The organism is Solwaraspora sp. WMMB335 (assembly GCF_049179075.1).
Taxonomy (GTDB): domain Bacteria; phylum Actinomycetota; class Actinomycetes; order Mycobacteriales; family Micromonosporaceae; genus Micromonospora_E.
Genome location: NZ_JBMHMF010000001.1, coordinates 7621744 through 7635066, shown reverse-complemented (window position 1 = coordinate 7635066; position 13323 = coordinate 7621744). Strand labels below are relative to the sequence as shown.

At 71.0% G+C, this 13323-nt stretch carries 5 protein-coding genes; all 5 read left to right on the top strand.

Features of this window, described 5'->3' with window-relative positions; translation table 11 throughout:
* Positions 1-339: 339 nt before the first annotated feature.
* The 5 genes from ACN27F_RS32765 to ACN27F_RS32745 all read left to right on the top strand — a co-directional run bounded on the left by ACN27F_RS32765 (position 340) and on the right by ACN27F_RS32745 (position 13305).
* Positions 340-525: a hypothetical protein gene (locus tag ACN27F_RS32765; protein ID WP_421439380.1), complete on the top strand. Its 186-nt coding sequence runs from the start codon at positions 340-342 to the stop codon at positions 523-525.
* Positions 526-855: 330 nt separating this feature from the next.
* Positions 856-2073 carry an MFS transporter gene (locus ACN27F_RS32760; protein ID WP_421439379.1) on the top strand — a complete coding sequence of 406 codons (1218 nt, stop codon included), beginning with the start codon at positions 856-858 and terminating at the stop codon, positions 2071-2073.
* 8 nt (positions 2074-2081) lie between these two features.
* Positions 2082-11213 carry a MupA/Atu3671 family FMN-dependent luciferase-like monooxygenase gene (locus tag ACN27F_RS32755; RefSeq protein ID WP_421439377.1) on the top strand — a complete coding sequence of 3044 codons (9132 nt, stop codon included), beginning with the start codon at positions 2082-2084 and terminating at the stop codon, positions 11211-11213.
* Positions 11210-12724, top strand: a complete 1515-nt coding sequence (locus ACN27F_RS32750) for a condensation domain-containing protein (RefSeq protein WP_421439375.1) — start codon at positions 11210-11212, stop codon at positions 12722-12724. Before ACN27F_RS32755 ends, ACN27F_RS32750 begins: the two co-directional genes overlap by 4 nt.
* On the top strand, positions 12721-13305 hold the full coding sequence (locus ACN27F_RS32745) for a DUF1707 SHOCT-like domain-containing protein (RefSeq protein ID WP_421439373.1): 585 nt from the start codon (positions 12721-12723) through the stop codon (positions 13303-13305). The genes ACN27F_RS32750 and ACN27F_RS32745 overlap by 4 nt, the downstream gene beginning before the upstream one ends.
* The last annotated feature ends 18 nt before the right edge of the window (positions 13306-13323 follow it).

Below are 13323 nucleotides of genomic sequence, written 5' to 3'. Positions count from 1 at the left end.
TCGAACAACAGGTGTCCCACTCGGTACCCCGGGCCGTGCGGTACACCCGCACGTTGGGGTTGACCCGATTCGACGACAGGGCCGAGATCCGCCGGACCGGTGAGGGAAGGATCATCGGACGTGCGCCGACCACATCACTACGGGCCCCTGACACCAAGTCACCGCCCGCACCCACATCATCACCGATAGAGCGCTCTCAACCTGCATCTATCTGCATAACAGGAGCAAATACGACAGTAGCCAACTGTGCGGATGTCGGGTCCGACGGATCCGGTCGGCGAGCCAGTATGCACCTAACGGCCACTGCCCCAACCCATGCCGAACAGCCAAAATGCCCAGGTGAGCTATCCACCGCAGTTCGGACCAGGCACGCCACCACCGGCGCCGGAACCGAAGAAGAGCAGCAACAGGACCTTGTTCATCGTCCTCGGCGTGGTCGGGGCCGTGCTCCTGCTGATCTGCTGCGTCTGCGGCATCTTCGCCGCCATCGGGGCGGCCCAGGGCAACGATCCGTACGTCTACTGACGCAGACGCTCCCGCGATCACCCACCCCGGACCAGATCGGATGAATTCGCGGCGCGAATTCGCCAATACCGCGACGACCAGGATCCGTTCGAGTTCGCGTTTTCGGACAGGCCCCGGGCGAAGGCGACCCTGTTGCCGACATTCGACGGCTTGCTGCCGCGCCGTCCCCGACGGCCACCGTGACGGTCACCGAAAGGGCGATCATCCTATGTAGAGCTTGCAAAGATCGAGGTATTCCCATACGCTGAGCGCTGATGTCGACGACGATCTCCGCGCCGCCACCCTCCCGTGCAGACCGCTGATCGAGGCGTCCCTCGCACCCGGGACGGCATGCGGCACTTCCGGTTCCTGGTGGTCGGCAACGCCGTCTCGGCATACGGCAGCTACCTGGACATGATCGCGCTCAACCTGTTCGCGTACTCGCTGACCGGCAGTGCGTTGCAGACCGGTTTGTTGATGGCGCTGCGCCTGGCCACGAGCTTCGCCACCGGCCTCGGCGCCGGCAGCCTCGTCTCCCGGCTCGACCGCAAACGGATCATGGTGGCCTCCGACGTCACCCAGGCGCTCGCCCTCGCCGCGCTGGTGGTCTCCCCGACCGGTGCCCAGGTCGGGCTGTTGTATCTCGTCGCCGTCGTGACCGGTGCCGGCGCCACCCTCACCGGGGTGGCGCTGCGCAGCAGCATCCCCGAGATCGTCGGCCAGGATCAACGGTTACGGGCGAACGCGCTGCTCGCCACCGGTCGCTCGATCGCAATGGTCGCCGGATTCGCCTCGGCCGGGGTACTCATCGCCACGGTCGGCTACGCGGGTGCGTTCCTCATCGACGCCGGCGCGTTCCTGTTCTCCGCCGCGGTCCTGGCCCGGCTGCCGATCACCACGCGCGGCACCGATGTCGGCAGCGCGGCCGGGGCGGGTGTGGTGCCGACGCGACCGGGACTGCTCGCCGCGCAGCTCACCGCCCTTCGCTACCTGCGGTACACCCCGATCCTGCTCGCTTTGATCAGTCTGCGTACCACCGACGCGTTCGGCTCCGCCTCACACAACGTCGGTCTGCCCATCCTGTCCACCGCGCTCGACCCGCAGCACCCGGCCGCGTTCGTCGCACAGTTCTGGGCCAGTTGGGCGGTCGGCAACATCGTCGCCCAACGTGCCGTCTCCGTCTGGTCGGCCCGGACCGGCCGGAGCATCAACGAGCAGGCGTTCGCGCTCGGTGCCGCGCTGATGTCGATCGCGTTCATCCTCGCCTTCACCGCACCGCCGACACCGCTGGCCGTCACGGTCGCCGTGGTGGCCGGCATCGCCGACGGCTTCACCGAGATCGCCTACCACACCCGGCTGCAGGCCGCTCCCGACGAACAGCGCGGTTACGTCTTCGGTTTCTCCGCCACGGCCGAGAACCTGGGCTTCGGCGTCGGCATGGTGGCCTGCTCGTTGCTACTGGACCGGTTCGCCCCGCTGACCGTGGTCACCGCGTTCCACGGCCTGGCGGTGCTGCTGGCCGTGGTGATGGTGGTCGGGCTACGGATCCGGGCGCGGCCGAGACGATGAGGGACGCGATGCGTGCCAGCGCCGACGACCGGCGGATCGCGATCATCGGCATGGCGTTCCGGCTGCCCGGGGCGGACACGCCCGAGGCGTACTGGCACAACATCCGGGCGGGCGTGACCAGCGTACGACGCTTCAGCCCGCAGGAGTTGGCCGCCGCCGGCATACCCGCCGACCTACGCCAGTCGCCCGACTTCGTGGCCGTCAGCGGTGTACTCGACGGCATCGACGCGTTCGACGCCGAGTTCTTCGGGATCAACCCGCAGGAGGCACGCACCCTCGACCCGCAGCACCGGATGTTCCTGCAGGTCTGTTACCACGCGCTGGAGAACGGCGGCTACGCGGCCACACCCCCGGACGTGCGGGTCGGCGTCTTCGCCGGCACCGGCTACCATCTGTACCCGCTCAACACGTACCTGCACAACAACCTGGCCGAAGCCCGCTGGCAGGGCGAGTTCGCCCCCGCTTTCCAGGTGGCCCTGGGCAACTTCAACGACTTCGCGGCGACCCGGGTCGCCTACCGGCTCGGGCTCACCGGGCCGGCGATCACGGTGCAGACCGGCTGCTCGACGTCGCTGGTCGCGGTGCACCTGGCCGGTCAGGCGTTGCTGGCCGGTGACGCCGACCTGGCCCTGGCCGGCGCGACGGCGGTGCACACCCCGCAGGTCCTCGGCTACCGGTACGTCAAGGGCACGATCCTGTCCCGCTCCGGCCGGTGCCGCGCGTTCGACGCGTCGTCCGACGGCACCGTCGGCGGCAACGGGGTGGCGGCGGTGTTGTTGAAACGCTACGACCGGGCGGTCGCCGACGGCGACACCATCCACGCGGTGATCCTGGGCAGCGGCGTCAACAACGACGGCGCGGCGAAGACCAGCTACGTCGCGCCGAGCGCGGCCGGGCAACAGGGCGCGATTTCCCGCGCGCTGGACGTGGCCGGGGTCTCCCCCCAGACCATCGGCTACCTGGAGACCCACGGCACCGGGACCTACAAGGGCGACCCGATCGAGTTCGACGCGATGACCACGGCGTACCGGGAGCGGACCGACCGCACCGGATTCTGCGCGATCGGCTCGGCCAAACCCGCCATCGGGCACCTCGACGCATGTGCCGGGATGGCCGGACTGATCAAGGCGGTTCTGGTCCTCAAGCACGGCCAGATCCCGCCGCTGGTCGGCTTCGAACGGCCGAATCCGGCGCTGGAGCTGGCCACCAGTCCGTTCTTCATCCCCACGCAGGCACAGTCCTGGCCGGACCTGCCCGGACCGCGTCGGGCAGCGGTGACCGCGCTCGCCGTCGGAGGCACGAACGCCCACCTGATCCTCGAAGCACCACCACCGCGGCTGGCTCCGCCTCCACCGACCGGACCGACGGTGTCCGGACCGGCACCGTCGCACGCGACAGCGCGGTTGGCGATACTGCCGCTGTCCGCGCACCACCCGGACGGCCTGCGGACCCTCGCCGGCCGGTTCCTGGATCACCTGCGGTCCGAGCCCGCACCCGATCTGCGCGATCTGGTCGCCACCGCCGCGACCGGCCGCCGGCATTGGCGACACCGACTCGTCGTGACGGGCGACACCGCGACGGCCCTTGCCGATGCGTTGGCGGAGTATCTCGCCGCGCCCCAGCTGCAGCGCCCGTACCGGGTCGCGGTCGCGACGGTCCCGGCCGGACGCGCCGATCCGGTGTTCGTGTACGGCGGACAGGGCACCACGAACGTCGGCCCGGCCGGGCCACTCTACCGGCGATACCCGCAGTTCCGGGCGGCGCTGGACGCCTGCGAGGCACATCAGCGCCGCACGGGTGGACCGTCGCTGCTCACGCCGTTGGTCGACGGAGCCGGCCCGGCGCAGTGGGAGACCGATGTCGCCCAGCCGGCACTGTTCGCGTTCCAGACCGCGCTGACCCTGTTGTGGCGCTCGTTCGGGGTGGCACCGCGCCTGGTCGCCGGGCACAGCGTCGGAGAGTACGCGGCGCTCGCGGCCGCCGGCGCACTGTCGATCGAGGACGGGCTGCGGCTGACCGGGCTGCGCGGACGATTGATGCGCGAACACACCGTACCGGGTGCGATGGTGGTGGTCTTCGCCACCCGAGCGCCGATCGACGAACTGCTCGCCGGTGACCGGCGGCTCGACCTCGCCGCGGTCAACGCGGCCGACAACCATGTCGTCGCCGGGCCGGTCGAGGCGGTCGAGGCGGCCTGCCGCTGGCTCGACCGGCAGGACCTGCGCTGGCATCGGCTCGCGGTCAACCGCGCCTTCCACTCGGCGCTGCTCGACCCGATCCTCGCCCCGCTGACCGAGGTGTTCGCCACGGTCGCGCTCGCACCGCTGACCACGCCGCTGATCACCAGCGTGGACGGGACGACGTGGCCGGTCGGGCACCGACCGGGGGCCGGCTACCTGGTCCGGCAGGCCCGGGCCACCGTCCGCTTCGACCTCGTCGCCGACGCGCTCGCGGTAGACGCGCCGACGACCTCCCCGGTGCTGGAGCTCAGCCCGCAGCCGAGCCTGGTCGGGCTGCTGCGAGCCGCCTTGCCCTCGTCGTCGGTACTCGCCGCGCACCGCGCGGGCGCCGGCATCGAGCACCATCTCGAGGCGGTCGCCAGGCTCTACGTACACGGTGTCGATCTTGACTGGTCCGCCCTGCTCGGCCCCGGCACCGGTCGGCGGGTGCCGCTGCCCGCCTATCCATTCCAACGGCGCATCCACTGGACCGGACCGCCACTGGCCCGAACCGACCTTGGAGGGGCGATGGTCGACGTCGACACTGGTCGATACACCGGCACAGCCACCGAACCGGCCACAGCCACGCTGGAACCGGTGCTCGAACAGGTGCGTGAGATCACCGCCCGGCATCTCGGCTCGACTCCGGCCGACATCGCCCCCGACAGCTCGTTCGTCCAGCTGGGTGCGGACTCGCTCGCGATGATCAACGCCCTGCGTGAGTTCGAGGCGACGTTCGGGGTCCGGCTCGCCATGCGCGAGTTGTTCGAGGCGGCGGACACCCCGCACAAGTTGTCGCGGCTGATCCTGTCCCGCCGTGCCCCGGTCACCGCACCGGAGCCAGCCGGTACCCCCGAGTCACCAGCAGCCAGCACACCGCAGCCAGAGCCGCAGCCGGGGCCGGAGCCAGAGCCGCAGCCGGGGCCGGAGCCAGAGCCGCAGCCGGGGCCGGGGCCAGAGCCGGCCGCACCGCCCGCGCGGGCGCCGGAGGGCGTCGTACACGGTCCGCGGGTGACCGTCGATCCCGGTGCCGGGCAGGCCGGTGCGGTCACCACCGCCGGACAGCGGGCGCACCTGGCCGACCTGCAACGCCAGTTCGTGGCGAAGACCCGGCGCTCGAAGGAGATCGCCCAGCGCTACCGGGAGGTGCTGGCGGACAGCCGGGCCGTGGTCGGGTTCCGCAACGCTACCAAGGAGATGTTGTATCCGATCGCCGGCGAGCGCGCCGACGGTGCCTGGTTGACGGATGTGGACGGCAACCGGTATCTCGACATCACGATGGGCTTCGGTGTGCTGCTGTTCGGCCACGAGCCGGACTTCGTCGCCGACGCGGTGCACGAGCACCTGTCCCGGGGAATCCGGCTCGGACCCCGAAGCGTCGCCACCGGTGAGGCCGCCGCCTTGCTCAGCAGCCTGACCGGGATGCCGAGGGTGGCGTTCGCCAACTCGGGCACCGAGGCGAACTCCGCCGCGATCCGGCTCGCCCGAGCCGCCACCGGCCGCGACACGATCGTCATGTTCCACGGTTCGTACCACGGGCACGCCGACAACGTCCTCGGCCGCTCGTTCGGCACCGACACGGACCGCAGCACCGTCGCGGTCAGTCCCGGCATCCCGGCCAGCGCGGTCGCGGACCTGGTCGTGCTCGACTACGGCGTACCGGAGGCGCTGGCCGCGATCGAGACGTTGGGCGAACGGCTGGCCGCCGTGATCGTCGAGCCGGTACAGTCCCGCCACCCCACCCTGCAGCCGGCGCGGTTCCTGCGTCAGCTGCGTGAGATCACTCGACGGTACGGCATCGTGCTGATGTTCGACGAGATGCTGACCGGGTTCCGACCACATCCGCGCGGCGCCCAAGGTGTTTTCGGTGTGACCGCGGACCTCGCCACGTACGGCAAGCTGCTCGGCGGCGGGTTCCCGATCGGCGCCGTCGCCGGCCGTGCGGACATCATGGACGGGGTGGACGGCGGCTTCTGGCGCTACGGCGACGACAGCCGGCCCGAACGCGAGACGACGTTCTTCGGCGGCACCTACATCCAGCATCCGGTGTCCATGGCGGCCGCGCGTGCCGTACTGACCAGACTCACCGAGCAGAGCCCCGACCTGCAGGACGCGCTCAACGCCCGGACCGACCGGCTGGTCGGCACGCTGAACGGCTTCTTCGAGCAGGAGGAGTATCCCGTCCGGCTGGGGCACTTCGGATCCCAGTTCCGGTTCGAGCACCGGGCGGATCTCGAACTGCTCTACCACCATCTGCTCCTCAAGGGCGTGTACGTCTGGGAGTGGCGCAACTTCTTCCTCTCCACCGCGCACACCGACGACGACGTCGACACGCTCATCGACGCGGTGCAACGCTCGTTGCGGGAGATGCGCGCGGCCGACCTCCTACCCCGCCCGCGCGCCACGACCGTGCCGGTGAGCACGCCGGCACGGACACCGACGGCCGTCACGGCGGATGAACCCGTACCCCGACCGGCGCCTGTTCCGTCGGCGCGGGCCGCGCCGGACTTCAGCCTGTACTTCTTCGGCGACTATCCGCGAGACGGGGCGCCGGACAACAGGAACCCGACCGACCCGTACGAGGCGATCATCGACTCGGCGCGCTTCGCCGACGAGCACGGGTTCCACGCACTGTGGATCCCGGAAAGGCACTTCCACTCCTTCGGCGGGATCTTCCCCAACCCGGTGGTCCTGGCCGCCGCGCTGGCCCGCGAGACGAGCCGGATCCGATTGCATGCCGGGTCGGTGGTCCTGCCGCTGCACGACCCGATCCGGGTCGCCGAGGAATGGTCCATGGTCGACCGGCTCTCCGGTGGCCGGGTAGGGATCGGCTGCGCACCCGGTTGGCACGCCGGCGACTTCGTTCTCGCCCCGGACAACTTCGGCACCCACCGGGAGGTGATGTACCACCATCTGGATCAGGTCAGACGCCACTGGCAGGGCGAGGCCGTGCCACGTCGCAACGGGACCGGCGACACCGTCGACGTACGCACCCTCCCCCGCCCGGTACAGCCACTACCGCCGATGTTCGTCGCGGTCGTGGGCAACCCGGAGTCGTACCAGCGTGCCGCCGAACACGATCTCGGCGTCGTGACGAACCTGATGAGCCAGTCGGTGGAGCAGTTGGCGGGCAACATCGAGCGGTACCGCAAGGCCCGCGCCGCGCACGGACTCGACCCGGGTGGCGGACGGGTGGTCGTACTCGTCCACACCTACCTCGGCGAGGACGCGCAACGTGCCCGGTCGGAGGCGTTCGCACCGCTGCGGGCGTATCTGCGGTCCTCGCTGTCGCTGTTCGGTCAGGTGACCAACAGCCTGGGTCTGCGGGTCGACGTCGAGGGCGCCCAGGAGGAGGATCTGGACTACGTCTTCCAACGCGCGTACGACCGGTACTGCGAGTCACGCGCGCTGATCGGCTCCGTGGCCGAGGGCGCTCGGCTCATCGACGCACTGGTGGACGCCGGCGTCGACGAGGTGGCCGCGCTGATCGACTTCGGCGCACGCCCCGACCAGGTGCGGGCCGCACTGCCGCACCTCGATCTGCTCCGCGCCCGCTACCATCCGCCGGCGCAGCCGCCCGGCCAGGCACAACGGTCCGGGTCGCAGCCGCCCGGCCAGGCACAACGGTCCGGACCGCTGTCACACGGCCAGGCGCGGATGTGGTTTCTCGAACGGCTCGACGCGAGCCGGGGTGCCTACAACGAGCCGACCGCCGTACGGCTGGACGGACGGCTGGACGTGTCGGCACTGCGCGCCGCGATCGAACGGCTGGTGGCCCGGCACGGGGCACTGCGCACCGTGTTCCGTGAACAGGACGGTGAGCCGGTGCAGATCGTGCTGACGAGGGGCGTCGTCGACTTCGCCGTCGAGGAACACACCGGCCGGGACCTCGACGAGGTCGTCCGGTCGGTGCTGGCCACCGAGAGCCGACGTACGTTCGACCTGACCGCCGGACCGCTGTTCGTCAGCCGGTTGCTGCGCTGGTCGGCCGAGCGGCATGTGCTGGTGCTCTCGTTCCACCACATCATCGTCGACGCGGCCTCGGTGGCCATTCTGACCCGCGATCTGTCCACGCTGTACAAAGCGGAGTTGGCAGGTCGGCCGGCCGACCTGCCGGCCGGACAACCGGATTGTCTGGATCTCGCCCAGGCAGAACGGCAACGGTCCCACGACGGTGACCCGGGCGGGCCGGGCGGCACCGACGACGCGGGCCTGACCTACTGGCGTTCTCAGCTGGCCGGCGACCTGCCGGTGCTGGACCTGCCCACGGACCGGCCGCGCCCCCGGTTTCCCACCGGTCACGGCACCTCGGTACGCCGACGGCTCGATGCGCCGCTGACCCAGCGGCTGAGCCGGCTCAGCGGCGAACACCGGGCCACGCTGTTCATGACCGTGCTCGCCGGGTACGCCGCCGCGTTGCGCCGGTTCACCCGTACCGACGACCTGGTCGTGGGTACTCCGGTGTCGATCCGGCCGGCCGGCACCGAGCAGGTCGTCGGGTTCTTCCTCAACACCATCGCACTGCGGCTGGATCTCGGCGGCGATCCGACCTTCACCGACCTGCTCGGCCGGGTACGCGGCGTGGCGCTGGACGGTTACGACCAGGCGCACGTGCCGTTCGATCAGGTGGTACGCGCGGTGAGTCCGGCACGCGACACCGACCGCACTCCGGTGTTCCAGACCATCGTCGAGTTCGAAAACGACGACGCCTGGCAACTCGACCTGCCCGGCGTCGACGCCCACCCGCTCGACCATCGAGCCGACCGCGCCGTGACCGACCTGAGCCTGTACGTGACCAACCACCCGGACGGACTCGGCTGTCGACTGGAGTACAGCACCGACCTGTTCGATGCGAGCAGCATCGAGCGGTTGGCGTCGTACCTGGTGGCGACCTTGGCCGCGGCGGCCCACGACCCCACGACGCCGATCTCGGCGCTGGCCGGCGTGCTCGACGCCGACCGCGACACACTGGCCCGCTGGGGCACCGGCCGGCACCGTGAGCTGCCACAGGGCTGCGTGCACGACGCGGTACGGCAGTGGGCCGCGCAGACACCGCAGAGCGTGGCCGTGCTCGGTGGCGGCCGGGTGCTGACGTACCGGCAGCTCGACGAGCGGGCCACGGTGCTCGCCGACCGGCTGGCCCGCCACGGCGTGGGCGCCGGTGCGGTCGTGGCGCTGTGGCTGCCCCGGTCACCGGAGTTCATCGTGGCCGCCCTGGCGGTGCTACGCACCGGCGCGGCCTACCTGCCGCTGGATCCGTTGCTCAACGCCCGGCAGGTGCGTTTCATGCTCGCGGACAGCGCTACCCGGGTGCTGCTCACCACCGCCGGCGCTGAGCCGCCGGACCTGCCCGAGGGAGTCCGGCCGGTGCATGTGGACAGGGACGCCGGCGCGGCCGAGGAGACCGCGTCCTGCGACGGCCTCGCCCGGATCGCGGACGATCCGCAGGCGGCGTGCTACGTGATGTACACGTCCGGGTCCACCGGCAGGCCGAAGGGTACCGTGATCACCCATCGCAACGTGCTCAACGTGTGCCGGTGGTACCGCGACACGATGGAGCTGACCGCCACGGACCGCAGTTCCGTGGTCTGCGGGCAGAGTTTCGACGCCTCCATGTTGGAGATCTGGCCGACCTTCCTGGCCGGCGCCAGCCTGGCCATCGCCGACGACATGGTACGCCTGGACTCGATGGCGCTCGCCCGCTGGATGCGCGAGGTCGAGGTGAGCGTGGCGATGCTGCCCACGCCGATCGGCGAAGGACTGCTCAGCCTGCCGGTCGTGGCGCAGCCACGGCTGCGCCACCTCGCGGTCGGCGGGCAGCAACTGCGGGTACGTCCGCGACCCGACCTGCCGTACCTGGTGCACAACGTGTACGGACCGACCGAGACGACGATCATCGCGGTGGTGGACGTGGTGGACGTGGTGGACGGCGCGAGCAGCCCGGCCGGCGGGCCGATCCCGATCGGCCGCCCGCTGGACAACGTGCACGTCGAGGTACGCGACGAGTGGGGCGGCCTGGCACCGGTCGGCGCCGTCGGTGAGCTGTTCATCGGCGGGGCGGGGGTGGCGAGAGGGTACCTCGACCGGCCCGAGCTGACCGCTGAGCGGTTCCTGGCCGATCCGCGCGGCGGCCCCGACGCCCGTTTCTACCGCACCGGCGACCTGGTCCGCTGGACCAGCGACGGGGTGCTGGTGTTCCTCGGGCGCACCGACGACCAGGTCAAGATCAGGGGCAACCGGGTCGAGCCCGGCGAGGCGTCGGCCGTGCTGCGCGGGCTGGACCTGGTCACCGACGGGATCGTGGTGGCCCGCCGGGATCGTCACGGGGATCCCTATCTCGCCGGATACGCGGTGCCCGCACCGGGCGTTTCGCCGGACGGACTGGCCGACCGGATCGTCGCGGCGATGGCCTGCCAGCTGCCCGACGTCCTGATCCCACGGGTGTGGGCCCTGCTACCGGTGCTGCCGCAGACCGGCAACAACAAGTTCGACCAGTCCGGCCTGCCGGAACCGACGATCCGGACCGTCCTGCCCGGCCCCACCGCGCCCGGCCCGGTCCCGACCGGCCCGACCGCGCCGGTGGTGTCGGCGCCGCCGGTACCACCGACACCGCGGGTCGCGGAGATCGGCCAGGTCGCGGAGACGGTGCGGACGCTGTGGGCCGCCGAGCTCGACCAGTCCGCTTCATCCATCGACGATGACTCGTCCTTCTTCGCTCTCGGCGGGCACTCGATCAACGCTCTACGGCTGCTCAACAGGGTGCGCGAGGCCACCGGGGTCGAGTACCCGGCGCTGGAGTTCTTCCGCGCCCCGACGGTGCGCGCGATGGCGCACCGGCTACGCGAGGCCGATCCGACGCCTGCCGCCGACGGCCACAGCCACGGCCAAGCCCACGGCGGGCGGGTACGGGGCACGCTGTGACCTTCGAGGAGTTGCTCGAACTGGTCGCGGTGCGCGACGTACGGCTCGCCGACGTCGACGGCGCGTTACGCTACGACGCCCCGCCCTCGGCGGTGACGCCCGAATTGCTGGCGGGCATGCGGGCGTTCAAGACCGAGTTGCTGCGTTGGCTGGCCGTGCCGGCAGACCAGCGTGAGGTGACCCGGGCACCGCTGTCGGCACAGCAGAACCGGATGATGCAGCTCGTCGAGCGGACCGGCAACTCCAGCAGCTGGAACGTCGGCCTGCGACTGGAACTCGTCGGCGAACTGGACCTCGGCGCACTCGACATGGCCGTCGACGCGTTGATTGCCCGGCACCACGCGCTGCGGGCCCGGATCCGGTACGAAGGCGACACCTCGGTCCAGCGGATCATCGCGCACCGACCGGCTCCGCTGCCCGTCGTCGACCTGACCGGGCTCGCGCCCGAGCAGGCCCGCGAGCGGGCCGAGGCGGCCTGCCGGGCGGTGGTGCGGCCAGCGTTCGCGCTGGCCGACGAGGCACCGGCGCGATTCGCGCTGGTCCGCCTCGGTCCACGCGAGTCCTGGCTGGTCCTGGTCGTGCATCACGTGGCCTGCGACGGTTGGGCGATCTCGGTGCTGCTGCGCGAGCTGGCGGTCGGCTACCGGAACGCACGTGACACGGGGATGCCGGACCTCGGTCCGCCGGCCGCCCAGTGCACCGGCTACGCCCGCTGGCAGCAGGGCCGCTGGGACGAGCAGACCCGACGTCGACGGCTCGCCTACTGGGCGCGGCATCTCGGCGACGCCTCGCCCACTCTGGACCTGCCGTTCGACGGCACCGTCCCGGACCGGCCCACCGGGCGGGCGGTTACCCATCGCTTCGAGGTCCCCGGCCAGGTACGGCGCTGCGCCGAGTCACTCGCCCGGGCGCGTGGCGCCACGGTCAACGCGGTCGCGGCGGCCGCGATGGCGTTGCTCCTCGCCGAGCTCAGCGGACAGCCCGACGTGACGCTGTCGGTACCGCACGCGAACCGGGTACCCCGGGCGTACGAGGACACGGTCGTCGTGATGGCCACGGCGCTGCCGTTACGCATCCGTACGGCCGCCGCCGTGTCCTTCGCCGACCTGGTCGACCAGACCGCCGGCGGTCTGTTCGCCGGTATCGACAACGTGCTGCCGACCAACTGGATCTACGAACAGCTACTCGGCCCGACGAGCGGTGGCATGCCGTCCGGGCTGATGGTGAGTTTCGCGTACCAGAGCACCTTGGACGTCCGGCTGGAGCTGCCCGACCTGGCCGTACAGGTGCACGAGGTGCTCACCGACGCCGAACGGGGTTCACTGGTGTGGGGGCTGGTGCCGCAGCCGGACCGGCTCGACGGCTACCTGGAGTATCCGGCGGACAAGCTCGCCGTCGCCACCGCGCGTAACTGGGTAACCCGTTACCTCGACCTGTTCGCCGCCGGGTGCCGTCATCCGGACCGCCCGCTCACCACCGTGCCGGGCGAGGTCGTAGAGTCGGCGACGTGAGTGGCGATGTCGTCCCGTCCCGGCGGGAGCTTCGAATGTCCGACGCCGAGCGGGAAGCGGTCGTCGCCCGGTTGAACGTCGCCGTCGCGCAGGGCCGGTTGACGTTGTCGGAGTTCGAGGAGCGCGTCGACGGCGTGCTGCGCGCCCGGACCCACGGTGAGGTGGAGCCGTTCGTCGCCGATCTGCCCGCCGCCGATCCGGCGGTGCTCCCGGACGACGTGGTCGAGCTGCGCGGTCAGGCAGGCCAGATCCGGCGTTCCGGTCGCTGGAGCGTGCCCCGCCGCCTGGTGGTGCACAGCAAGGCCGGGATGGTCAAGCTCGACCTACGACACGCCGTCGTGGATCATCGGGTGGTGCAGATCGAGCTCGCCGTGCAGGGCGGTTCGACGACCGTCGTGCTTCCGCCGGGCGCGACCGCCAACATCGACGGGTTGATCACCAGCGCCGGCACCGCGACGACGAAGGTGCCGTCGGCGCCCGAGCCGGATTCGACCACCCCGCATCTGGTCATCACCGGCAGCACCGCCGCCGGTTCGCTCGTGGTGCGCTACGAACGCCGTTTCTGGCGCTGGCGCTGGTAGCCGCAGTCGCCGGCCGGT

Bases quoted from the DNA above. Each gene is read 5' to 3' on its own strand.
- ACN27F_RS32760 (WP_421439379.1), top strand. From the start codon at position 856: ATGCGGCACTTCCGGTTCCTGGTGGTCGGCAACGCCGTCTCGGCATAC.
- ACN27F_RS32755 (WP_421439377.1), top strand. From the start codon at position 2,082: ATGCGTGCCAGCGCCGACGACCGGCGGATCGCGATCATCGGCATGGCG.